23 protein-coding genes are annotated in these 23156 nt (G+C 73.2%); 12 read left to right on the top strand and 11 right to left on the bottom strand.

Annotated features, from left to right (window positions below):
• Positions 1-2: 2 nt before the first annotated feature.
• Positions 3-470 (bottom strand): RDD family protein, encoded by a 468-nt coding sequence (locus ABT095_RS16575; protein WP_350530117.1) that lies wholly within the window; start codon positions 468-470, stop codon positions 3-5.
• 260 nt (positions 471-730) lie between these two features.
• Here ABT095_RS16575 and glnA point away from each other — a divergent pair, with 260 nt between their 5' ends.
• A complete protein-coding gene (gene glnA, locus ABT095_RS16570) occupies positions 731-2143 on the top strand; it encodes a type I glutamate--ammonia ligase (RefSeq protein ID WP_350530116.1) in 1413 nt (470 codons plus the stop codon).
• 104 nt (positions 2144-2247) lie between these two features.
• Here glnA and ABT095_RS16565 read toward each other — a convergent pair whose 3' ends face one another.
• The gene (locus ABT095_RS16565) at positions 2248-2850 is read right to left on the bottom strand and encodes a TetR/AcrR family transcriptional regulator (protein ID WP_350530115.1); all 603 of its coding nucleotides are present in this window, start codon (positions 2848-2850) and stop codon (positions 2248-2250) included.
• Positions 2851-2954: 104 nt separating this feature from the next.
• On the opposite strand from ABT095_RS16565, the gene ABT095_RS16560 reads away from it, so the two are divergent.
• Positions 2955-3824: a haloalkane dehalogenase gene (locus ABT095_RS16560; RefSeq protein ID WP_350530114.1), complete on the top strand. Its 870-nt coding sequence runs from the start codon at positions 2955-2957 to the stop codon at positions 3822-3824.
• Positions 3825-3859: 35 nt separating this feature from the next.
• Here ABT095_RS16560 and ABT095_RS16555 read toward each other — a convergent pair whose 3' ends face one another.
• Positions 3860-4162 (bottom strand): hypothetical protein, encoded by a 303-nt coding sequence (locus tag ABT095_RS16555; RefSeq protein ID WP_350530113.1) that lies wholly within the window; start codon positions 4160-4162, stop codon positions 3860-3862.
• Positions 4163-4313: 151 nt separating this feature from the next.
• Between ABT095_RS16555 and ABT095_RS16550 the strand changes: the two genes are divergently transcribed.
• From ABT095_RS16550 to ABT095_RS16520, 7 genes are all read left to right on the top strand, one after another.
• Entirely contained in the window at positions 4314-5375 is a 1062-nt protein-coding gene (locus ABT095_RS16550) for a methyltransferase domain-containing protein (RefSeq protein ID WP_350530112.1), read from the top strand.
• A 29-nt stretch (positions 5376-5404) separates the two neighbouring features.
• Complete coding sequence (locus ABT095_RS16545; protein ID WP_350530111.1) at positions 5405-8167, top strand: ATP-binding protein; 2763 nt, start codon at positions 5405-5407, stop codon at positions 8165-8167.
• 127 nt (positions 8168-8294) lie between these two features.
• Positions 8295-9182, top strand: a complete 888-nt coding sequence (locus ABT095_RS16540) for a LysR family transcriptional regulator (protein WP_350530110.1) — start codon at positions 8295-8297, stop codon at positions 9180-9182.
• Between the two features lie 151 nt (positions 9183-9333).
• Entirely contained in the window at positions 9334-9972 is a 639-nt protein-coding gene (locus tag ABT095_RS16535) for a hemerythrin domain-containing protein (RefSeq protein WP_350530180.1), read from the top strand.
• Positions 9969-11177 carry an MFS transporter gene (locus ABT095_RS16530; RefSeq protein ID WP_350530109.1) on the top strand — a complete coding sequence of 403 codons (1209 nt, stop codon included), beginning with the start codon at positions 9969-9971 and terminating at the stop codon, positions 11175-11177. The genes ABT095_RS16535 and ABT095_RS16530 overlap by 4 nt, the downstream gene beginning before the upstream one ends.
• Before the next feature lie 9 nt (positions 11178-11186).
• Complete coding sequence (gene lpdA, locus ABT095_RS16525; protein WP_350530108.1) at positions 11187-12590, top strand: dihydrolipoyl dehydrogenase; 1404 nt, start codon at positions 11187-11189, stop codon at positions 12588-12590.
• Between the two features lie 14 nt (positions 12591-12604).
• A complete protein-coding gene (locus ABT095_RS16520) occupies positions 12605-13489 on the top strand; it encodes an NAD-dependent epimerase/dehydratase family protein (protein WP_350530107.1) in 885 nt (294 codons plus the stop codon).
• Between the two features lie 124 nt (positions 13490-13613).
• Here the strand turns inward: ABT095_RS16520 and ABT095_RS16515 are convergent, their stop codons facing one another.
• From ABT095_RS16515 to ABT095_RS16490, 6 genes are all read right to left on the bottom strand, one after another.
• On the bottom strand, positions 13614-14405 hold the full coding sequence (locus ABT095_RS16515) for a GntR family transcriptional regulator (protein WP_350530106.1): 792 nt from the start codon (positions 14403-14405) through the stop codon (positions 13614-13616).
• Positions 14406-14460: 55 nt separating this feature from the next.
• Positions 14461-16905, bottom strand: coding sequence for a putative Ig domain-containing protein (locus ABT095_RS16510; protein WP_350530105.1), 2445 nt, complete (start codon positions 16903-16905; stop codon positions 14461-14463).
• Positions 16906-17053: 148 nt separating this feature from the next.
• Positions 17054-17569, bottom strand: coding sequence for a DUF402 domain-containing protein (locus tag ABT095_RS16505; RefSeq protein ID WP_350530104.1), 516 nt, complete (start codon positions 17567-17569; stop codon positions 17054-17056).
• Positions 17570-17628: 59 nt separating this feature from the next.
• Positions 17629-17811, bottom strand: coding sequence for a DUF6011 domain-containing protein (locus ABT095_RS16500; RefSeq protein ID WP_350530103.1), 183 nt, complete (start codon positions 17809-17811; stop codon positions 17629-17631).
• A gap of 13 nt (positions 17812-17824) precedes the next feature.
• Positions 17825-18934 (bottom strand): PP2C family protein-serine/threonine phosphatase, encoded by a 1110-nt coding sequence (locus ABT095_RS16495; protein WP_350530102.1) that lies wholly within the window; start codon positions 18932-18934, stop codon positions 17825-17827.
• Positions 18935-19019: 85 nt separating this feature from the next.
• Positions 19020-20207: a cytochrome P450 gene (locus ABT095_RS16490; RefSeq protein WP_350530101.1), complete on the bottom strand. Its 1188-nt coding sequence runs from the start codon at positions 20205-20207 to the stop codon at positions 19020-19022.
• 127 nt (positions 20208-20334) lie between these two features.
• Here ABT095_RS16490 and ABT095_RS16485 point away from each other — a divergent pair, with 127 nt between their 5' ends.
• Positions 20335-20922, top strand: coding sequence for a lytic transglycosylase domain-containing protein (locus tag ABT095_RS16485; RefSeq protein WP_350530100.1), 588 nt, complete (start codon positions 20335-20337; stop codon positions 20920-20922).
• Positions 20923-20932: 10 nt separating this feature from the next.
• Positions 20933-21286: an arsenate reductase family protein gene (locus tag ABT095_RS16480; RefSeq protein WP_350530099.1), complete on the top strand. Its 354-nt coding sequence runs from the start codon at positions 20933-20935 to the stop codon at positions 21284-21286.
• Here the strand turns inward: ABT095_RS16480 and ABT095_RS16475 are convergent.
• Positions 21283-21753, bottom strand: coding sequence for a pyridoxamine 5'-phosphate oxidase family protein (locus ABT095_RS16475; protein ID WP_350530098.1), 471 nt, complete (start codon positions 21751-21753; stop codon positions 21283-21285). The genes ABT095_RS16480 and ABT095_RS16475 overlap by 4 nt on opposite strands.
• A 48-nt stretch (positions 21754-21801) precedes the next feature.
• On the opposite strand from ABT095_RS16475, the gene ABT095_RS16470 reads away from it, so the two are divergent.
• Positions 21802-22347: a DUF1697 domain-containing protein gene (locus ABT095_RS16470; RefSeq protein WP_350530097.1), complete on the top strand. Its 546-nt coding sequence runs from the start codon at positions 21802-21804 to the stop codon at positions 22345-22347.
• A 1-nt stretch (position 22348) separates the two neighbouring features.
• Here the strand turns inward: ABT095_RS16470 and ABT095_RS16465 are convergent, their stop codons facing one another.
• Positions 22349-23083 (bottom strand): hemerythrin domain-containing protein, encoded by a 735-nt coding sequence (locus tag ABT095_RS16465; protein ID WP_350530096.1) that lies wholly within the window; start codon positions 23081-23083, stop codon positions 22349-22351.
• Positions 23084-23156: the final 73 nt, after the last annotated feature.

The raw sequence follows: 23156 nt of genomic DNA, 5'->3' as shown, positions 1-23156 counted from the left end.
CCTCAGATCCGGACCTCGACGGTGCCGACGGCCTTGTCGTGCAGGCCCCGGGTGTCGCGGTCCCAGACCAGCGCCGGGACGACCAGGCACAGCAGCAGGGTGCGCAGCAGCACCTGCGGGATGCTCGCCCGGCCGCCGTCCAGGCGCACCACCCGCAGGCCGAACAGCCGCTTGCCCACCGTGGTGCCGGTGGTGGCCATCAGCAGCACCGTGACGACGTAGAACAGCGGGGTCGTCCAGAGGTTGGCCTCGCCCCCGTTGCCGTGGGCCAGCAGCCCGTACGCGACCAGGCTGCACAGCCAGCCGTCCACGAACAGCGCGCCGATCCGCCGGCCCGTCCCGGCGACCGAGCCCGGGCCCTCCTTCGGCCGCCCCAGGCGCTCGCCGCGGTAGCCGAAGTCGGTGCCCATCTTCTCGGCGGCGGCCTTCGGGCCGTCGATCCACGATCCCAACGCTTCTCTGGTGTCCACGAATCCACACTATCCGGGCAGTACGGGCGATCTTCGAGGGCCTCCCCCTCGTGCGGGTGAATCCGCGTTCCACCGCTTGCCGAACTGGTCTGGACCACTTGCCATCGGCACCCCTTGACCGGGCGTCGTTTTGCCCGATTGCGTGGGGCTTTGCCTCCCGGCGACGGGCTGTGGTTAACATCTAGGAAACGGTGAGGTCACCGGTCGGAAACGGCCCGTTCCTAGGGTGAGCCACCAAACCGCAGGCTGAGGAGGATGGAATGTTCAACAACGCCGCAGAGGTGAAGCAGTACATCGCGGAGAACGACATCAAGTTCGTCGACGTGAGGTTCTGCGACCTGCCGGGCGTCATGCAGCACTTCTCCGTACCCGCGGCCACCTTCGACCCGGCCGAGACCCTGATGTTCGACGGGTCCTCGATCCGGGGCTTCCAGGCGATCCACGAGTCCGACATGGCACTCGTCCCGGACCTGACCACCGCCCGGCTCGACCCGTTCCGCGCGGAGAAGCACCTCAACATCAACTTCTTCATCCAGGACCCGATCACCGGCGAGGCCTACAGCCGCGACCCGCGCAACATCGCCAAGAAGGCCGAGGCCTACCTCGCCTCCTCCGGCATCGCGGACACCGCCTACTTCGGGCCCGAGGCCGAGTTCTACGTCTTCGACTCGGTCCGCTTCGAGACCAGCGCCAACGCCTCGTACTACCACATCGACTCCGAGGCCGGCGCCTGGAACACCGGCTCCGCCGAGGGTGACGTCCGCGGCTACAAGGTCAAGTACAAGGGCGGCTACTTCCCCACCCCGCCGGTCGACCACTTCGCCGACCTGCGCGCCGAGATGTCGCTCGAGCTGGCCAAGGCCGGCCTGGAGGTCGAGCGCCAGCACCATGAGGTCGGCACCGCCGGACAGGCCGAGATCAACTACAAGTTCAACACCCTGCTCGCCTCGGCCGACGACCTGATGCTGTTCAAGTACATCATCAAGAACGTCGCCTGGCGGAACGGCAAGACCGCCACCTTCATGCCGAAGCCGATCTTCGGGGACAACGGCTCGGGCATGCACGTGCACCAGTCGCTCTGGACCGAGGGCTCCCCGCTCTTCTACGACGAGCAGGGCTACGCCGGGCTCTCCGACACCGCCCGCTACTACATCGGCGGCCTGCTCAAGCACGCGCCCTCGCTGCTCGCCTTCACCAACCCCTCGGTGAACTCCTACCACCGCCTCGTCCCCGGCTTCGAGGCCCCGGTCAACCTGGTCTACTCCCAGCGCAACCGCTCGGCCGCGATCCGCATCCCGATCACCGGCTCCAACGCCAAGGCCAAGCGCATCGAGTTCCGCGCCCCCGACCCGGCCTCCAACCCCTACCTCGCCTTCGCCGCCATGCTGATGGCCGGCCTCGACGGCATCAAGAACAAGATCGAGCCCCTCGAGCCCGTCGACAAGGACCTCTACGAGCTCGCCCCCGACGAGCACGCCTCCGTCCCCCAGGTCCCCTCCTCCCTCGGCGCCGTCCTCGAAGCCCTCGAGGCCGACCACGAATACCTCCTGGCCGGCGGTGTCTTCACCCCCGACCTGATCGAGACCTGGATCGACCTCAAGCGCACCACCGAGATCGCCCCCATCGCCCTGCGCCCCCACCCGCACGAGTTCGAGCTCTACTACGACCTGTAGAGATACCTCCGAGCTGCGGGGACGCAGTTCGATCTCTCCCCCGTTTCCGCAGGTCGGCACCTTGCCGGCCTGCGGAGACGCTTGCCCTCCGCTCCCCGGCCGGATCAGGTCGGTGCCGTACCGCGCAGGTAGGCGGCGAGGATGGCCTGAGGCGAGGCGGTCTCGTTGATCACGGTCCGGTGGAGCAGCAGCGAGTCCGTGAGGGCGATCAGCTCATCGACGCACGCGGGCGAGTGGGGAAGCCCCGCGGCGGCGAGGGCCGACGCGGTCACCTGCCGGGAGACGGCGTGGACTTCGGAGTCGGTCGTCAGCTTCGCCCGCAGGTGTGGCGCGTCGTCGAGTTCGAGCAGAAGCGCGTACCGGGCCCTCATGTCGTCGCGGCGCGAGGCGAGGGTCTCGACGAGTCCCGCGATCAGCGCGGCGAGCTCCTCGACGGAGAGGCGGCGCCCGGGGCCGCCGAGCGAGCCCATCGAGTCGGCGAGTGCGTCGGCGTCCGCCTTCGACCGGGCGGCGAGTGCGTCGACGATGAGCTCCATGAGCGCGAGCCGCGTCTTGGCGTGGTAGGAGGTCGATCCCTGCGGGATGCCCGCCTCGCGGTCGACGGCCCGATGGGTCAGGGCGCGAACACCGTCGCGGGCGAGGATGCGGATCGCACTGTCCGTGATCGCCTCCCGTCGCGCGTTGCTGCTTCCCGCGTTCGAGGACATGAGCCGATGCTACAGGTGTAGTGTCTTGCGACGCACCGGCTCTACACCTGTAGTGGAGGTGTGGGGCGGCACCAGAATGCGGCACAGCCCCCGAGGAGCGCGCCATGATGATCGGCTTCGTGCCCGACCCGACCCTGTACCCGTTCGAATCGCGATGGTTCGACTCGTCCGCCGGGCGGGTCCACTACATCGACGAGGGAGCGGGGCCGGCGATCGTGTTCTGCCACGGCTCCCCCACCTGGAGCTTCCTCTACCGCCACATCGTCAAGAGCCTTCGCGGCGCCTACCGCTGCATCGCGGTCGACCACCTGGGCTTCGGCCTGTCCGAGCGCCCGGTCGGCTTCGGCTACACGATCGCGGAGCACACCGCCGTCCTGGGTGAGCTCATCGACCGGCTCGGGCTCGACGACTTCGTCCTGATGGGTCAGGACTGGGGCGGCCCGATCGGGCTCGGCGCGGCAGTGTCGCGGGCGGACCGCGTCAGGGGCGTCGTGCTGGGCAACACCGCGTTCTGGCCCGTCGAGCCGCTGGCGAACCGGGCGTTCGGCATGGTCATGAGCAGCCGCCCCGCGCAGCGCCTCATCCTCGAACAGAACCTCCTCGTGGAACGGTTCCTGCTCGGCAGGACCGGTCCCGCCCTGACCGCGGCCGAGGCCGACCACTACCGCCTGGTGCAACCCACGGAGGAAGCCCGGCGTGGCCTCGCGGTCGCACCCCGCGAGATCCGCGCCGCACGCCCCCTGCTGGAGCAACTCGCCCAGGACGTACCCGCGCACCTCGGCGACAAGCCGGCCCTGGCCGTCTGGGGCATGCGCGACCCGGTGTTCCGGGCGAAGGCATGCCTCCCCCGGATCCGCTCCGCCTTCACGGCAGTCGACATCGTCGAACTGCACCGGGCGAAGCACTTCGTCCAGGAGGACGCACCTGACCGGATCGCGACGGCGATCACCGAACGGTTCCCGGCCCGACGGTGAAAGCCTGCGGCCGTCGACGGACCCGTGAGTGATCGTCAGGAGGCGGCTCCGGTGACGCCCGGGGCGACGAAGCGGCGGTGGACGGGGGTGAAGCTGACTTCAGGTTGGCCTTCGATGCCGACCTTCTCGATGGCGGGGGCCAGCCGGTCCTGCATGAAGCGGTTGAAGTCCTCGGCGGTGTCCCAGACGTCGGTGACGCGGAGGCCGTTCTCGTCGTACCAGGCGACATGGAGAACGGCGCCGTCGGGCGTCTGCTCCTCCCACCGCACCAGGTCGCGGACGGCGTCGTACTGCTCGGGCGTGGTACCCGCCCAGCTCATGGACATGACGACAGCCATGGCACTGCTCCCATCGTTTCCCCCTGGTCCCAGGCTACGTCCGGGGCGGGTACGGAGCCCGCGATCCCGTGGCCACCACGGAATCGCCCGCGGGCCCGCCCGGCGCAGACTCGCCTTCCACAGGGAGAACACCGGGAGGAAGGCACCCGCCATGACCACCATCGACCAGCACAGACTCGAACAGTTCGTCGGCCAGGCCGTCTCGGACATGGCCGCCGCCGTGTCCGGGCTGCTCGTGCACCTCGGGGACCGCCTGGGGCTGTACCGGGCGATGGCCGGGGCCGGCCCGCTCACCGCGCGGGAGCTGGCGCAGCGGACCGGGACGGCGCCGCGCTACGTCCGGGAGTGGCTGTGCAACCAGGCCGCCGGGGGTTACGTCGTCCACCACCCGCTGCGGGACGCCTTCGAGCTGCCCGCCGAGCAGGCCGCGGTGCTGGCGCGGGAGGACAGCCCGGTGTTCCTCGCCGGGGCGTACGAGGCGATCGCCTCCTGCTACAGCGACCACGAGCAGCTCGCCGAGGCGTTCGGCACCGGGGCCGGGTTCGGCTGGGAGCAGCACGACGAGCGGCTGTTCTCGGGCGTGCGGCGGCTGTTCCACCCCAGCTACGCCGCCTACCTGACCGGCGAGTGGATCCCCGCGCTGGACGGCGTCGAGGCGAAGCTCAAGGGCGGGGCGAGCGTGGCCGACGTCGGCTGCGGCCTCGGGGGTTCCACCGTGCTGATGGCCGCGGCGTACCCGCGCTCGACCTTCGCCGGCTTCGACTGCCACGGCCCCTCCGTCGAGGCGGCGCGGGCGGCCGCCGTGGCGGGTGCGGTGCACCACCGGGTGCGGTTCGAGGAGGCCGCGGCGGACGCCTTCGCGGGTACCGGCTTCGACCTGGTCTGCCTGTTCGACTGCCTGCACGACATGGGCGACCCGGTCGGCGCGGCCCGGCACATCCGGGCGGCGCTGGCGCCGGACGGGACGCTGATGCTGGTGGAGCCGGCGGCCGGAGACGGGCTCGAGCACAACCTGAACCCGGTGGGCCGGGCGTTCTACGGCTTCTCCACCGCGGTGTGCACGCCTGCCTCGCTCGCCCAGCCGGTCGGCCTGGGCCTGGGCGCGCAGGCCGGGCCGGCCCGGCTGGCGGAGGTGCTCGCCGAGGCCGGGTTCTCCCGGGTGCGCGAGGTGGCGCGGACTCCCTTCCACCTGATCCTGGAGGCCCGCTGCTGAATCTCCCGTTCCCCCGCGAGAATGGCCTGATGGATCATCAGGCGTCGGCGAACGTATCCGAGCGCGAGGCGGAGGTGCTCGCCGCCCTCGGGGAGCACCTCACCAACACCGAGATCGCGCAGCGGCTCCAGCTCTCGGTACGCACCGTCGAGAGTCATGTCTCCTCCCTGCTGCGCAAGTTGGGGGTCGGCCACCGACGTGCCCTGGCCCGGCTGGCGGCCCCTGCCGAAGCGCGGTCGAGCGGGCTGCCCACCCCGCTGACCGCGTTCGTCGGCCGGGCCGCCGAGCGGGCGGCCCTCGCGGAGCTGCTGGCCGGCCACCGGCTGGTCAGCGCCGTCGGCCCCGGTGGCATCGGCAAGACCAGGCTGGCCCTGGCGGTGGCCGGGGAGCTCACCGGCCGGTACGCCGACGGCGTCCGGTACGTCGACCTGGTCCCGGTGACCGAGGAGGGGATGCTCGCTCCGGCGGTGCTCGACGCGCTCGGCCTGGGCGAGCAGCCGGGCCGCTCCGCCGAGGAGTCGGTGCTGGCCCATCTCGCCGACCGGCAGGTGCTGCTGGTGGTCGACAACTGCGAGCACCTGGTCGGCGCCGTCGTCGTCCTGGTCGAGCGGCTGCTGACGGAGTGCCCGCGGGTGCGGGTGCTCGCGACCAGCCGGGCGCGCCTGCTGGTGCCGCACGAACGGGTCTACTCCGTACCGGGGTTGACGGTGACCGAGAGCGGCGGCGACGCCGTCGAGCTGTTCCTGGACCGGGCTGCCGCCGCCGACAGCCCGGCCGCCGACCGCCGGCAGGTCGCCCGGATCTGCCGGGGGCTGGACGGCATGGCGCTGGCCATCGAGCTGGCCGCGGCCCGGCTGCCCGCGCTGGGCCTGACCGGCCTGGCGGACGGGCTGGCCGACCGCCTGCACCTGCTGGCCGGCGGGCGGCGGTTGAACGACCGGCACCGCTCGCTGCGCGCCACCCTGGACTGGAGCCATGCGCTGCTCACCGGGCCCGAGCAGGAACTGCTGCGGCGCGTCTGCGTCTTCGCCGCCGCCTTCACCGCGGACGCGGCCGCCGCCGTGCTGGCCGGCCGGCCGCCGACCGGCCCCAGGGTGACCGCCGCACTGGCCGCCCTCGCCGACCACAGCCTGCTGACGGTGGTGCAGACGCCCGACGGCACCCGCTACCGGATGCTGGAGACGATCCGCCAGTACGGCGCCGAGCTCCTCGACCGGGCGGGCGGGCTCGAGGAGGCGCGGCTGCGCCATCTGCACTGGTGCCAGGCCGAGTTGGCCGCCACCCGGGGGCCGCTGGAGGAGGGCCACGCGGAGGGCCGGGCGGCTTTCGACCGGATCGCCGACGAGGCCCTCGCCGCCCTGGAGTGGGCGGCCGGAGAACCGGCACGCCGCGCCGAGGGGTACGGGCTCGCCCTGACCCTGGCGGAGCTGTTCTTCGCCCGCGGCCGCCCCGGCGAGGGCCAGCGCCGGTTCGAGCAGGCCGCCGCCCTCGCCCCCGACCACCGCGCTGCGGCCGACGCGCTGGCCTGCGCCGCCTCGGCGGCGGAGATCCGCCATTTCGGCGGCGAGGGGATCAGGCTGCACCGCGCCTGCGCCGAGGCGGCGCTGCGGGCGGGCGACCGGCCACTGGCCGGCTACCAGCTGGCGCAGGCCGCGGAGTTGATCGTCCGCGCGCCCGGCCTGGTCCAGGGCGAGGGGCTGCCCGAGCCGGCCGGGCTGGCCGCCGAGGCGCTCGCCCTGGCCGAGGGCGACCCGAAGGTACGGGCCCGGGTGGCGGTGGTCGGGGCCTACCTGCTGGACGGACAGGACCCGCACGACCCGGCGCCGGCCGAGCGCGCCATCGCACTCGCCCGGCGGGCGGGCGACCCGCTGGCCGAGAGCGCCGCCCTCGACCAGCTGAGCTGCGTCCACCTGGCCCGCGGCGAGATCCGGGCCGCCGAGGCCGCCGCACGGCGGCGGGTCGAGCTGACGGCGGCCTTCCGGCACCGGCCGCTGGCCGCCGGACTGGAGCTGTTCGACTCCTGCCAGATGGCCGCCGAGACGTTCACCGCGTCGGGTGACCTCGCCGCCGCCCGCGAACTCGCCGACCAAGTCCGCCACTTGCCCTTCTACCGCGAGGAGGGCCACCTGGCGACCGCCCGGCTGCTGGTGGTGACCGCACTGACCGGGGCTTGGGCCGAGCACTCCGCCTTCGCCGACTGCTTCCTCGACGGCTGGGAGCGCGCCGGGCGCCCCCGCGCGGGGAACCTCAGCCGGGCCCCGTACGCCGCCGCCGCGGTCTGCGGGCTGCGCGGCGACGACGCGGGGCGTGCGCGCTGGCTCGGGGTGGTCGAGGCCGTCGCCAACCCGAGCCTGGCGGTGGCCCGGATCCACCACGGCGACTTCTTCGACGCCCTCGTCCTGCTCCACCACGGCCGCGCCGAGGAGGCCCTGACGCTGCTGGCCACCGCCCCCGAGGAGTTGGCCGCCTGGTACAGCGGAATGTGGCGGCCCTGGTACGCCGCCGTCTGGGCCGAGGCCGCCGTCCTCGCCGACGATCCCTCGGCCGCCGACCGGATCGCCCGGGCCCGGCTGAACACCGCCGGCAACCCGGTGGCGCTCGCCGTGGTGGAACGCTCCGCGGCCCTCGCCGCCGGGGACCGCACCGGCCTGCTCGCGGCGGCCGACCAGCTGCTCGCCGGCGGCTGCCGCTACCAGTGGGCCCGGACCCTGGCCCTGGCCGGCGGCCCGGACCGGGCCCGCGGCGAGGCGGAACTGGCCGCCATCGGCGCCGCGCCGATGGCCCTGCCGTAGCGCTCGGACCCGTAACAGAACCGTCTCACCGGGTGGTTCGGCCGCTGCGGAGCAGAAGTCGATCACCGTAGACTTGGGCGGTTCAGCTGCCTGCGGGGGGCGGCGGAGCGCGTACGCGGGGGGCGCGGTGGAACTGCGGGACATCGAGATATTCCTGGTGCTGGCCGAGGAGTTGCACTTCGGCCGCACCGCCGAGCGGCTGCGGGTCTCCCAGGCCCGGGTCAGCCAGGCGATCAAGAAGCAGGAGCGGCGGATCGGCGCGGCGCTGTTCGACCGCACCAGCCGCACCGTGCGCCTGACCGAGGTCGGCCGCCAGCTGCGGGGCGACCTGCAGCCGGTCTACGCGGGCCTGCACGAATCGCTGGAGCGGGCCCGGCTCGCCGCCCGCGGGGTCACCGGGCGGCTGCGCGTCGGCATGATGCCCTTCAACCTGGTGGACCTGCACTTCTACTGGAAGGCGTTCCGCGCCAAGCACCCGCAGTGGGAGCTGGAGATCCGGCAGTTGGGGTACACCGATCCGTTCGGCTGGCTCCGCAACGGCGACTTCGACGTCCTGGTCGGCTGGCTGCCCGTGGAGGAGCCCGACTTCACCGTAGGCCCGGTCCTGCTGACGGACCCCCGGATCCTCGCGGTGTCCGAGGACCACGAGCTCGCCGGGCGCACCTCGGCACGGCTGGAGATGTTCGCCGACTTCGCGCACCCGATGCCGCCCGCCCTGCCGGACTACTGGGAGGACGGCTACATCCCCTTCCATGCGCCCGGCGGCCGGACGATCGAGCGCGGCGGGGAGGTGCACAACGCGGAGGACCTGATCAGCCGGGTCGGCATGGGCGAGATCATCCACGGCTTCCCCAGCCACGTCACCCGGTACTGGGGCATGCCGAACATCCGCTGGATCCCCGTCCCGGACCTGCCGACGCTGTCCTACGTCCTGATCTGGCGCACCGACGCCGAGAACGAGCCGATCCGCGCGCTCGCCACCGTGGTGCGCGAGCTCGGCCCGCACCACTTCTGACGCACGACCATGTCAGGTCGATAACCGCCGGGTTATCGAAGACCGCACGAAGTCCGCGTTGATCCGCCCACGCCGCCACGGAAGGCTTGAGGCACCCGGGCAGGCCGCCCGCGGAGGGCCTCGGCACCAGGAGCCGGACCACGTGTTCGACATGACCGTGACGTATGCGATGCACGACGCCTTGCGAAGGGAGCTGCACCACTTAGCCCGAGCCACCGCCCGCACCCGGCCCGACCCCCGGGACGTGCTGCGCACCGCCCCGGGGTGGGGCCTGTTCCGGCGGGCCCTGGGCGCCCACCACAGCGCCGAGGACGACGCCCTCTGGCCCGCCCTGCGCCGGGCCCTGCACGGCCGCCCGCTCTCCCTCACCCGGCTGGAGGCGATCGAGGCCGAGCACGCCGCGCTCGCCCTGCTGATCGAGGCGATCGACCACGCACTGACCGACCCCGCCACCGGGCCGGACCTGTTCGGCGAGCTCGCCGGCTCGCTGGTCACCGGTCTGCGCGGCCACCTCCGCCACGAGGAGGAGGCCGTCTTCCCGCTGGCCCTGACCATCCTGGGCCGGGAGCAGTGGGAGCACTTCGGGCGCGTCCACGCGCAGCGGATCGAGGCCGCGCGGATCCTGCCCTGGCTGCTGGACGGCCTCGGGGAGCCGACCGCGAGCGCCGTGCTGGCCCAGCTCCTGCCCCAAGCCGCACACCACGCGTACACGCACCGCTGGCAGCCTGCCTACGCCGCCCTCGACCGGTGGGGCACAACCGTCCGTTCCACTCAAGGAGTTCCTTCATGACCACCGTCGAGCCCGTCCGGGCCACCGACGCGGGGCCCGGCCCCGGCCTTCCCGCCGCCGTACCGCTGCGGCGGTGGCTCGCCCTGGCGGCGGTGGCCGTCGGCACCTTCGCCATGGTGACCGCCGAGCAGCTGCCGCTGGGGCTGCTCACCCCGATCGGCGGCGCGCTGCACGTCTCGGAGGGGACGGCCGGGCTGATGGTGACCGTGCCCGGTCTCGTCGCGTCCGCCACCGCGCCGCTGCTGCCCGTGCTGATCCGGCGGGCCGACCGGCGTACGGTGCTGATCGTCCTGCTCGGCCTGATGGCCGGGGCCAACCTGCTGTCGGTGCTCGCCCCCGACTTCACCGTCCTGCTCGCCTCCCGCTTCCTGGTCGGCGTCAGCATCGGCGGCTTCTGGGCGCTGGCGGCCGGCATCGCGGTGCGCATGGTGCCGGCCGAGTACGTGGGCCGGGCCACCGCGATCACCTTCGGCGGCGCCACGGCAGCCAACGTCCTCGGCGTGCCGGCCGGGACGCTGATCGGCGAATTCAGCAGCTGGCAGACGGCGTTCGCCACCGTCGGCGGCCTGGGCCTGCTCGTGGTGGCCGCGCTGCTCGTCCTGCTGCCGGCCCTGCCCGCGGGCGATCCCGTCCGGCTGCGCACACTCGGGGCGCAGCTGCGCAACCGGGCCGTCCGGGCCGGGGTGCTGACCACCTTCCTGCTGGTGGGCGGTCACTTCGCGGCGTTCACCTTCGTCAGCCCGGTGCTGCAGGAGGTCTCCGGCATCGGCCGGGGCCTGGTCGGCCCGCTACTGCTGGTCTTCGGCGCGGCCGGGATCCTCGGCAACTTCCTGGCCGGCGCGGTGGTCGGGCGGGATGTCCGCCGGGTGGTGCTGATCATCGCTCTGCTGCTGACCGTGATCCTGGCGCTGTTCCCGGTGGCCGGCACCGACCCGGTCGGCGGGATCGTGCTGCTGATCGGCTGGGGCCTGGCCTTCGGCGGGGTGCCGGTGAGCGTGCAGACCTGGATCCTGCGGTCCGCGCCCAAGGAGGCCGAGGCCGCCACCGCCCTGAACACCTCGGTGTTCAACCTGGCGATCGCCCTCGGCGCCCTGTTCGGCGGCCTGGTGGTCGACGCCGCCACACTCACCGCCGCGCTCTGGACCGGGGCGGGGGTCGCCCTGCTGACCGTCCTGGTCGTCCTGCGCACGCGCTCCCACTCCTGAGGTGATCCCATGTGCACACGTTTCGACGTCCTCGTCCTCGGCGCCGGCCCCGGCGGCTACGTGGCGGCGATCCGCGCCGCCCAACTGGGCCTGCGGGTCGCGGTGGTGGAGGAGAAGTACTGGGGCGGTGTCTGTCTGAACGTCGGCTGCATCCCCACCAAGGCGCTGCTGCGGGGCGCCGAGCTCGCCCACCTCTTCCAGCACCGGGCGAAGGAGTTCGGCATCACGGTCGACGGCACCGTCTCCCTCGACTACGGCCAGGCTTTCCGCCGCAGCCGCGCCGTCGCGGACGGCCGGGTCAAGGGCGTCCACTACCTGATGAAGAAGAACGGCATCACCGAGTTCAACGGCCGGGGCACCTTCCTGGACGCGCACACCGTCGAGGTCGCCGAGGCGGACGGCACCGTCCACACCGTGTCCTTCGACCACTGCGTCATCGCCACCGGCGCGAGCCCGCGGCTGCTGCCCGGCACCGCCCGCAGCGAGCGCGTGGTGACGTACGAGGCGCAGATCCTCGCCGAGGAGGTGCCGCGGTCGATCGTGATCGCCGGTGGCGGTGCGATCGGCATCGAGTTCGCCTACGTGCTGCACAGCTACGGCACGCAGGTCACCGTGGTGGAGTTCCTGGACCGGCTCGCCCCGCTGGAGGACGCCGAAGTCTCCGCCGAACTGACCAAGCAGTACCGGAAGTCGGGCATCCGGGTGCTCACCTCCACCCGGGTCGAGGCGATCGACGAATCCGGCCCGCAGGTCCGGGTCACCGTCACCGGCGCGGACGGCGGGCAGCAGGTACTGGTGGCCGACCGGGTCCTGCAGGCCGTCGGCTTCAGCCCGAACGTCACCGGCTACGGCCTGGAGCACACCGGGGTGGCGCTCACCGAGCGCGGCGCCGTCGAGGTCGACGGCCGGTGCCGCACCTCGGTGCCCCACGTCTACGCCATCGGCGACGTGACGGCGAAGCTGATGCTCGCCCACACCGCCGAGGCCATGGGCGTCATCGCCGCCGAGACGATCGCGGGCGCCGAGACCATGGAGCTCGACTTCCCGATGATCCCGCGCGCCACCTACAGCCAGCCCCAGATCGCCGGCTTCGGCTTCACCGAGGCCCAGGCCCGCGAGCGGGGGTACGACGTCCGGGTGGCCAAGTTCCCCTTCACCGCGAACGGCAAGGCGCACGGTCTCGGCGACCCGGCCGGCTTCGTGAAGATCGTCGCGGACGCCGAGTACGGCGAGCTGCTCGGCGCGCACCTGATCGGCCCGGACGTCACCGAGCTGCTGCCCGAGCTGACGCTCGCCCAGCAGTGGGACCTGACCGTCCATGAGGTGGCGCGCAACGTGCACGCCCACCCGACCCTCGGCGAGGCCGTGAAGGAAGCGATTCACGGCCTCGCCGGACAGATGATCAACTTCTGAGAGGAACGACCGTCATGAAGGTCCTGCTCACCGGCGCCACCGGCTACATCGGCTCCGCCGTCACCGACCACCTGGGCGCCGCCGGCCACCAGGTCGTCGCGCTCGTCCGCGGCGCCGAGCCGCAGCCCGGCCGGGGCTGGTACGCGCAGCTCGTCGGCGACACCGCCGACCCGGCCTCGCTGGCCGGTGCGGTGACCCCCGACATCGAGGCCGTGATCCACCTCGCTCCCCCGAGCGGGGACGCCGCCACCGACCTCGCCGTCATCGAGGCGCTCACCGCCCCGCTGCGCGGCACCGGCCGCCCCTTCGTCTACACCAGCGGCGTCTGGGTGCTGGGCGCCACCGGCGAGGACCAGGAGGTCGGCGAGGAGCGCCCGACCGACCCGATCGACATCGTCGGCTACCGCCCGCGGATCGAGCGGCGGGTGCTGGCCGAGGCCGCCGAGGGCGTGCGCGCGGTCGTGGTCCGCCCCGGCATCGTGTACGGCCGCGGTGGCGGCATCCCCGCGATCCTGGTCGACCGGGCCCGGTTGCAGGGGGTGCCCGAGTACTACGGCGAGGCGGGCGTGCGCTGGCCGACCGTCCACGTGGACGACCTGGCCGAGCTGTTCGTCGCCGCCGTCTACTTCGCCGAGGCCGGCACCGTCTGGCACGGTGTCGGCGAGTCGGCCGTCCCGGTCCGCGAGCTGGCCCGGGCGGCCGGCCAGGTGGCCGGGGTGACCACCGCCCCGCACGCGGTGCCGGCGGCGGACGCGGCCGCGGTCTTCGGCCCGCTGTTCGCGGACGCGCTCGCCCTCGACCAGAGCGTCAGCGGCGCCGCCGCCCGGACCGCCCTCGGCTGGCAGCCCACCCGCCCCGGCGCGGTGGCCGAGCTGACCTCGGGATCGTACGCCGGCTGACGCCTCGAGGCGGGCCCCGTCCGGGCGGGACGGGGCCTCAGCCGGGCGGACAGGCCCTACGACCGGGCCGGTCGGGGAGAGGGCCGGGCTCCCGGTTCTCGCCCGCGGCGCCGCCGGGCAGGGGTCAGTGCTCGGCGGGGTCGTCGGAGGTCAGGTGGGCGGTGAAGCTGAAGCGGTCGCCGCGGAAGAGGGAGCGGACGCATTCGACCGGCTCGCCGGTGCGGTCGCGGGTGATGCGGTTGAGCAGGAGCATCGGCAGGGCCGGGCTGGTGCCGATGAGTTGGACTTCGCGGGGGGAGGCGAGCACGGTCTCGATGCGTTCGTCGGCGTCGGCGAAGGCGGTGCCGTGGGTGCGGAGGTGGGCGTAGAGGGAGGTGGCGGGGTCGAAGTCGGTGAGCAGGGAGGGGAAGCGGGCGGCGGAGAGGTAGGTGCTCTCCAGGCCGACCTGCTCGTCGTCGGCGAGCAGCAGGCGTTCCAGGTGGTGGACGGGGGCGCCGGGCTCGATCCGCAGGGCGGCGGCGAGGGCGGGGGTGGCCGGGAGCTGTTCGAAGACCACCAGGCGGCGGCCGGGCCGGCGGCCCTGGCGGCGGACGCCCTCGGTGTAGCTGGCCAGGGTGAGCGGCTGGACCAGCTTGGGGCGCCCGGCCACCGAGGAGCGGCCGCTGCGCTGGACCCGGCCCTCCAGCCGCAGCTCCCGGATCGCCTGACGGACGGTCATCCGGGAGACCCCGAACCGGTCGGCGAAGACGCGCTCGGTCGGGAGCTGGGCGCCGGGGCCGAGCTCGTCCAGGACGGCGTCGATCTTCTGCTTCACCTGGAAGTACTTCGGCGGCTCGCCGTGCTCCGGCACCCCGGAGCGGACCGCCGCCAGCGGCGGCGGGGAGGGTGCTGGGTCCGGCGGGAGGTGGCTGCTCACGAGTGCGAGCGTAGCCGAGGCCCGGTCGGGGCCCCGGCCACGCTCACCAGGTGACTCAGCTGCCGAAGGTCATACCCAGGTCGTCCACGTAGCCGTCGTCGTCCGTCCCGCCGGTGCGGGTGAAGGAGACCGCGAAGCGGACCGAGGCCGTACCGACCGGCACGGTGCCGGTGGCCTGCTCGCGCAGCAGCACCGTCTGGTTGTTCCGCTGGGCGGGCGTGACCGGGGCGAGGGTGGCGGTGCCGAGGGCGGTGCCGGAGGCGTCGAGGAAGGTCGCGACCACCCCGGCGCTGTCACCCTGGGTGCTGTAGCCGCCGATCCAGCCGGAGAGCGCGTACGGCAGGGTGCCGGTGGCGATCTTCGCGGCCTGGCTCGCGACGCTCACGGTCTGGGTCATCTGGGCGGAGGCGTACGGGCCGCCGTCGAAGAAGGCGCCGCCCGGGGTGGCCGGGGCCGTCGGGCCCTGGCCGGTGGTCGGGTAGGAGGGGGCGCCATAGCAGACCTGCTGCGGCTGGTTCGAGGTGGCCGTCCAGCCCTGGGCCGCGTGTCCGCCCGAGCCGGTGCCGCAACTGCCGGACTCCGCGTCGGAGTTGGCGATCGGCAGGGTGTAGAGACTGCCGGAGGCGACCGTCCAGGTGAAGGTGGCCGAGCCGGCCGCGCCGGTGGTGTCGGTGGCCGTGACGGTCACGGTGTAGGTGCCGGCGGCGGTCGGGGTGCCGGAGACCAGGCCGGTGGCGGAGACGGTCAGCCCGGCGGGCAGGCCGGTGGCGGTCCAACTCAGGCTCTGGGCCGGGTCGGAGTCGGTGCCGGCCAGCTGGAGCGAGGCGGCGGTGCCGGTGGTGCCGGTCTGCGCGCCGGGGTTCGCGGCGGTGACGGTGTTACCGGTCTGGGCGCCGCCGGTGAAGACCTCGTTGAACGGGGTGGCCCACTTGTCGTTGTTGGTCATGGTGGCCAGGCCGAGCGCGCTCTCGATCACCCGGGCGCTGCTGTAGTGGTCGTACCGGTTGGGGTCCTGGTACCCGGCCTTGACCGTGCCCTGGGAGCCGATCGCCAGGGTCATCACCTGGTTGGTCTGGCCGGGGCCGAAGCCGCCGGGCGAGCCGGCGCCGTCCTCGTCGAAGGTGAGCAGCAGGAGGGACTTCGCTTGCGTCCAGGCCGGGGAGTCGAAGAGGGTGGGCAGGGCCTGGCTCAGCCAGGTGTCGCCCGGACCGATGCCGCAGTCCTCCATGTCGTAGCAGGAGTCCGGGTCGAACCAGACGAAATTCGGGGTGGTGGCGGCGGACCTCAGGTCGGTGTTCAGGAACTGCGGCAGCGGCTGCCAGTGCGCCTGGCAGTAGGCGTTGTCGTTCTTCATCTTCGCCGCGTAGTAGAACGGCACGTCGTCCGCGGAGTACTCACCGCTGCCGGTGGTCTGGCAGTTGCTGGTCTGGGTCTGGGTGTACTGCTTCCAGCTCTTGCCGACCGCGTCCAGGTTGTCGCTCAGGCCGTTGTTGGTCGCGGTGCAGGCGGTGCTGGTGATGCAGTTGGCGTTGCCGCCGCCGACGGCCTGGCTGGAGCGGCCGTAGGAGTTGCCGAAGGCGATCTGCTCGTAGTTCGGGTCCGAGTTGTGGGTGCCCGCGTGGTAGTTGGTGAAGAGCGAACCCATCGGCACCAGCGTGTTGTTGATGTACGGCGCGGCGGAGTTGCCGATGATGCCGGCGCCGCCGTCGGCGGTGTTGGAGCTCGCCGAGTAGTTGTTGTTCTCCATCATCACGACGAAGACGTGGTCGTAGGCCGGCACGGTGGAGGCCGGGACGGTCAGCGTGGGGGCGGTGACCGGGGTGTCCAGGGTCAGCGAGAGGTCGTCGGCCAGACCGTCGTTCTGGGTGCCGGTCATGGTGAAGTCGACGGCGGTGACGATCGACCGCGTCCCGGCGGGCACGGCGGTGGTCACGCTGCGCTGGAGGAAGGACGTGGTGTTGGAGCGGGCGGCGGCGAGCACCGGGGCTATCGAGGAGGTGCCGAGCGAGGCGCCGTTCGCGCCGCGGTAGGTGAGGGTGACGCCGGCGGCGTCGTCCCAGCTGCCGACGCCGCCGAGCCAGGCGGAGGCGGTGGAGTGCACGCCGCCCGCGTCGATCGCGGCCGCGGCCGAGGAGACGTCGGTGGTCTGGGTCATCCGGGAGGAGCCGCGCGAGCCGCCCTGGAAGTAGGCGCCGCCCTTGGTCGGCGAGCCCGGGGTGGTGGTCGCGGCGCCGGTGGGGACGCCGTAGCAGTTGATCACCGGGTCACCCGAGGCCAGCTGCCAGCCGGGCACGGTGGTCTCCTCCCAGCCGCCCGGGCTGCACTGCGAGGTCTCGGCACTGCCGTTGAGCAGCAGGTTCGCGCTCTGGGTGGCGGCGGCCGCGGGCTGCTGCGCCCCGACGAGGGCCGGGCCGAGCAGGGCGGTCAGGGTGACGGCGAGGGCGGCGGTCAGGGTGGTGGTGCGGCGGGCTTGCGGTGCGGCAGATCGGCTTCTGCTCACGGCTGGGCGTCCTTCCGAACGGGGGGTCGGGGCCACGGAGGCGATTGGGCTAGCCCAATCAGCGGGCACCATGGATTGTCGGGACCCCGGAGGGACACCACGAATCCGCCGGTTGCACAGCCGGCATCGGTCAGGCGAACGGAAGCACTCAGCCCGACAGGGCCCAGTCCCGGGGCAGTTCGAGGGTGCGCAGCTCCTCGACCTCCCGGGGCGGGAAGTCCGGCCACGTACGAGTGGTGTCGTGGCGGCGGTTGAGCCGCCGGTCCAGGAAGTGCTGCATCCTGGTCAGCCCCTCGGCGGCCTCGGCTGCGCCCAGCCGGCCGTCGGCGAGCGCGGCGGCGTACTCGTCCAGGTCCAGCAGCCGGTACGGGTGGTCCGGCGGGCCGACGATCACGTCGATCCAGCGGTCCTCGGTCCGCACCACCGGGCTGCCGGAGGTGTCCACGGCCACCAGGTCGCAGTACCACCAGCCCCGCTGCTCCGGCGGGAAGGCCACCGGCTGGTCGATCTGCAGGTGCTCGTCGAGCAGCAGGTACGTCCGCTGCACGTGCTCGACGCCGCCCTCGCTGAAACCCCAGTCGTAGGCGATGACACTCCCCCGGCGGATCCCCGCCGCCCGCAGCCTGCCGTCACGGATGACGGTCACATGCTCGTCCACAGTCATGCTGCACCGTAGCGCCGACGCGGATCGGGTCGTACCGCCGGAGACGTACGGCAGGCGCCTCAGAGCCCCGGCAGGGTGTCCTGCTCGCCGGGGACGACGTGGGTCGGGTCCTCGGGGCCGCGGCAGTTGGGGCCGAGCCGCAGCAGGCGGGACTCAGGGTCGTGGAGCGGGCGGTGGCAGCGGCGGCAGAGGACGGTGGGCGCCGAGGGGGTGGCGGGTATCGGCAGGGGCGCGGGGTGCATGAGTGACAGTCTGTCAGCGGGCCGGGGTGAGGGCCAGGACGGCGAGGTCGTCGGTGAGGGGGGAGGAGTGGCGGCGGACGTCCTGGTCGAGGAAGGCGACCACGGCTTCGGGGTCGGTGGTGGCGAGGGCGGTGAGGCGCTCGGTGAGGGGGTAGAAGCGGCCGGAGCTGTCGCGGGCCTCGCTGACGCCGTCGGTGTGCAGGAGCAGGGTGTGGCCGGGGTCGAGCTGGAGGGTGCGGGGCTCGGCGGAGCCGGGGGCGAGGTGGCCGAGGCCGAGCGGGAGGGCGTCCGGGCAGTGGACGGGGGTGGCGGCGGAGGGGGTGAGCAGGACTGGCTCGAGGTGGCCCCGGTTGACCAGCCGGCAGTGGCCCGAGCCCGGGAGGTGCTCCACCAGCAGCGCGGTGACGAACAGTTCTTCGTCGCCCCGCTCGGCGGCGGCCCGCAGCACCTGCCGGTCCAGCCGCTCGGCCAGCTCGACCAGGTCGGGCGTCTCGTACGCGAGCGTGCGGAAGGCGCCGAGCACGTTGGCCACCGTCCGGACGGCTTCCAGGCCCTTGCCCCGGACGTCCCCGAGCAGCACCCGGGTGCCGTACCGCGTCTCGCACAGCTCGTAGAGGTCCCCGCCGATCGCGACCTCGGCGTTCGCCGGCCGGTAGAGCCCGGCCGTGCGCAGCCCGCCGACCTGGCCGGGGACGGGGCGCAGCACCGTGCGCTGCAACGTCTCGACCACCGTCCGGACCAGGACCAGGTCGCGCTCCTGCCGGATCCGCTGCCAGGACAGGGCGGCGCCGAGGACGCCCGCGAGGGCGGTGGAGACGTACACCCAGACGTGGTGCTGCTCGGTGAGGTGGTGGGCGCGCTCCGCGAGCAGGGCCTGCATGCCGATCGCGCCGACGGTGGCGAGCCCGACCATGCGCGGGCCCCGGGCGAAGGCCACCACCACGGGCAGGGCGGTCAGCAGGAAGCCGGCCGCGACGTGGTCCGGGAGGGCGTACTCCAGGAGCAGGTCGACGGTGATCAGCAGCAGCGGCAGGACGAGCACCCAGCGCGGGGTGGCGGCGCCCTGCTGCGGGGTGAGGTTGCGCCGGGCGGCTGCGGTCGGGGACGAGGCAGGCGAGGACAAGGTGGGGACCTCCTGCCTCCATGGTGGCCGGATCTCCCCGGGCCGCGCGGCGGCGAAGGTCCCGGGCCGGCCGGGACGAAAGGCCTCAGTGCAGGCTGATCGGCAGGTGCTGGTAGCCGCGCAGGACCCAGCGGTCACGGCGGGTGGGGGCACCGGCGCGGGCCAGGGCGGGGAAGCGGCGGAGCAGCGCGGGCATGGCGAGGGTGGACTCGAGCCGGGCCAGCTGGGCGCCCAGGCAGAAGTGCGGGCCGCCGCCGAAGCTGAGCGGCCGGCTGTCGCGGCGGGTGGGGTCGAACCGCTCCGGGTCGGCGAAGCGCTCGGGGTCGCGGTTGGCGGCGCCGATCAGCAGGAAGGCGAACCAGCCGTACGGGGCGTCCAGCTCCCCGATCCGCAGGCCGTTGGCGAGCGCGACCCGGGACGTCACCTGGACGGGTGAGTCGAACCGCAGCACCTCCTCGGTGTACCCGGCCGGGTCGACGGCCCCCGACCGGACGCCGGCCAGCGCCTCGGGGTGGTCGAGCAGCAGGGAGAGCCCGTTGCCCAGCAGGTTGGTGGTGGTCTCGAACCCGGCCACCAGCAGCAGCACCAGGTTGGCCAGCAGCTCCCGCCCGGAGAGCCGGCCCGGGTCCTCGGCGGCGACCTGGACGAGTGCGCTGACCAGGTCGTCCTTGGGTCTGGCCTGCCGCTCGGCGGCGAGCCGGGTGAAGTACCCGGCGAGCTCGTCGGCGGCCGCGTCGGCCAGCAGCAGCTCGGGCTCCGACGCGACCGGCTCGAGGGCGACGGTCAGGTCGGCGGCGAGGCCGCGGAACAGGTGCCGGTCGGCCTCGGGCACGCCGAGCAGCTCGCAGATCACGGTGACCGGCAGGCGGTAGGCGAAGGTCTCCATGAAGTCGACCTCGGCGCCACCCGCGCCCGGCTCGGCCATCTCGTCGAGCAGCCGCTCGACCGCCGCCGCCACGGCCGGCTCCAGCGCGGCGACCCGGCGGGCGGTGAAGACGGAGGCGATCAGCGAGCGCATCCGGCTGTGGTCGGGCTCGTTGCGCTCGAGGATCGACCGGCTGAGCATCAGCTTGGCCGCGTGGTCGTTGAAGCCCTCCTCCCAGCGGCTGCGCAGCTCGGCGTCGGCCACGTGGAAGGCGGTGTCCCGCAGCACCTGGTTGACCTCGCGGTAGCCGGTCACCAGGATCATGCCCTCGCCGCAGGGCGAGACCGCCCCCTGCTCCCGGGCGTGGCCGTAGAGCGGGTACGGGTCCTCGCGTCCACCCGGTGTCATCAGCTGTTCTATGATCGCCGCACTGTCCATGGCCACTGACCCCCTCCGTCGGCTCTTGCCACAGTTACTGCCAAGTAGCGGCCTACCCAGTGGGCCGCCGATTCAGACGGGCCGGAGGAGAGCAGCGATGAGCAGCACCGAGAGCGCACCGAAGCGGCGGCGCCGCGGGTGGGTGGCCGTGCCGGTGGCCCTGGTGGTGCTGGCGGGCGCGGTGGTGACGGTGGTGCTGGTCGAGCGCGGGCCGTCCAAGCCGACCGTGCCGGCCGCGCTGGTGCCGCTGATCCGGGCGGCGGCGAAGACCTGCCCGGCCGTCTCGCCCTCGCTGATCGCCGGGCAGCTGTACACCGAGTCGCGCTTCAACGCCAAGGCCGTCTCCTCGGCGGGGGCCCAGGGCATCGCCCAGTTCACGCCCGAGACCTGGTCGGAGTTCGGGGTCGACGGCAACGGGGACGGCGTCAAGGACGTGTTCGAGCCCGCCGACGCCATCCCGGCCCAGGCCCGGTACGACTGCTACCTGGCCAGGCAGACCGCCACCGTGCCGGGCGACGCCACCCGGAACATGCTCGCCGCCTACAACGCGGGCCCCGGCGCCGTCGCCAAGCACCAGGGCGTGCCGCCGTACCAGGAGACCCAGGGGTACGTCACCAAGGTGGAGCGGTACGCGGCCGATTTCCGCTACCTGGACGCCGCCCCGTCAGGCACCAGCAGCCCCTAGGCTGGGCGGCATGGAGATCTGGATCAACCCGAAGTGCAGCAAGTGCCGCACGGCGATCAGCGAGCTGGACGCGGCCGGGATGGGGTACACCGTCCGGCGGTACCTGGAGGACCCGCCGAGCGTGGCGGAGCTCGAGCAGATCCTGGCGCGGCTCGGCCTGGAGCCCTGGGACATCACCCGGGTGGACGAGCCGGTCGGCAAGGAGCTGGGTGTCAAGCAGTGGCCGAAGGAGGCCGCCGAGCGCGGCCGCTGGATCGCCGCGCTGGCCGAGCACCCGATCCTGATCCAGCGCCCGATCATCACCGCCGACGACGGGCACGCGGTGGTGGCCCGTACGCCGGAGGCGCTGAAGTCCGTGCTCTAGCTGCGGGTGGTGCGCTTGACCTCCTGCCCCGGGCGCCAGGAGCGGATGACCAGCTGGTCGCCCTCGACCGTGGTGAGCACGGCCTCGGTGAGCTCCAGCCGGAAGGCGTGGTACGGGCCCGGGGGCAGCTCGCCGTACTCGGCCTCGTAGGCCATCAGGTCGACCTGGTCGGTCAGCTCGACGGCGCGGCCGGCCAGCTTGGCATCGCCGCCCTTCATCTCCTCGTCGCCCGGGTGGGCGTGCAGGGCGAACCGGCCGTCCCGCTGGAGGTCCCGTGCCTTGACCGCGCCGTACATCGACCCGATGGTCAGATCGGCGCCGAGGAAGGCCACCTCGGTGCCGCTCACCCGGGGCGAGCCGTCCTTGCGGACCGTCGCCAGCACGTGGTGCTTGTGCGCCTCGAAGCAGGCCCGCACCAGCGGGGCCAGGTCGGGTGCCTCCTGCTCGAAATCCTGCCAAGTCGTCATGGCTCCGAGTCTGGCAGGAGGGTGTGACGGATGGGGCAGACTGGCCCGGTGACCACCTACATCGCATTCCTGCGGGCCGTCAACGTCGGCGGCCGGACGGTGAAGATGGAGCGGCTGCGGGCGCTCTTCACCGAGCTGGGCCTCGGCGGCGTCCGCTCGTACATCCAGAGCGGCAACGTCTTCTTCACCACCGATGAGACCGACCGGGCCGCCCTCACCCGGCGGATCGAGGAGCACCTGGCGGCGGCGCTCGGCTACGACGTGCCGGTGATGCTGCGCACCGTCGAGGAGGTCGAGGAGCTGGTCGAGGCGGATCCGTTCGCGGGGGTGGAGGTGACGCCCGAGGTGCGGCTGTGCGTGGTCTTCCTCTCGGAGCCGCTGCCCGCCGACTTCGCCTTCCCGGTGCGCTCGCCCAAGGGGGACTGGGAGATCCTGTCCGCCACGCCCGGCGCCGCGTTCACGGTGATGCACCTCAAGGACGGGCGGCTCGGCGGGAATCCGGCTGCGGCCTTCCCCAAGTCGTACCGAGGGAGCGGGACTTCGAGGTTCTTCCACACCACGGTGAAGATCCTGGCGGCGGCGAGGAAGCCGTGAGTCAGACCGTCGGGGTGCCCCAGAGCTCGCTGGTGCAGCGGGCGTAGGTGGCGCGCCAGTGGGGCCACTGGCGGGCGGTGAGGTCGTCGCAGTCGGCGAGCAGGCGGTCGATCTGGGCCTCGTCGACGCCCTCCAGGAGCCAGACCAGGGCGTCGGACGGGGCCGGGCCCTCCGCGGCGGCGAGCAGGTCGAGCAGCTCGGGGAGGGTGCCGATCCGGGAGCCGGGGGCGAAGACGCCGGCCATCCGGGGCAGCAGCTGGCGCTCCTCGATCCGCAGGTGGGTCTCCAGCCGGGCGGCCAGCTCCTCCACCGCGTAGGCGACCGGCCAGGCACTGGCAGGGTCGCGGGTGGCGATCCGGACCAGGGTGGTGACCCGGGTGAAGGAGTGGTCCAGGTTGTGGTGGTCCGACTCCAGCCAGTTGAGCAGCAGCCGCAGCTCGGGCGCGAAGCGGCGCAGCAGCGGCCAGAGCCGGGTGTCCTGCTGCTCGTGGTGGCAGGTGAGCATGGCGGTGAGGAAGTCCCAGTGCCGCTGCAGCGCCTCGGCGCCGGCGGTGTCCTCGGGCTGGAGCAGCCGCAGGGCGTTGGGCAGGCGGGCGAGGTCGCGGCGCAGCGCCGCGTGCACCAGCTGCAGGCCGGCGAAGGGAAGGGGCTCGACGGCCGACCGGACGACCTCGCGCTCCCGCGCCGACTGGGCGGGCACCTTGGGGGACTCGACGGGCAGCAGGTAGGTCGGCATCGAAACTCTCTTCACAAGCTGGTGGCGGCTGAGCCTGCGCGGTGCCCCGTGCTCCAGGGGCCCCGGGCTCGGT

The sequence above is a fragment of the Kitasatospora sp. NPDC002227 genome, assembly GCF_040296285.1.
In the GTDB taxonomy this organism is placed as follows: Bacteria; Actinomycetota; Actinomycetes; order Streptomycetales; family Streptomycetaceae; genus Kitasatospora.
This window is presented reverse-complemented; position numbering and strand designations above follow the sequence as displayed.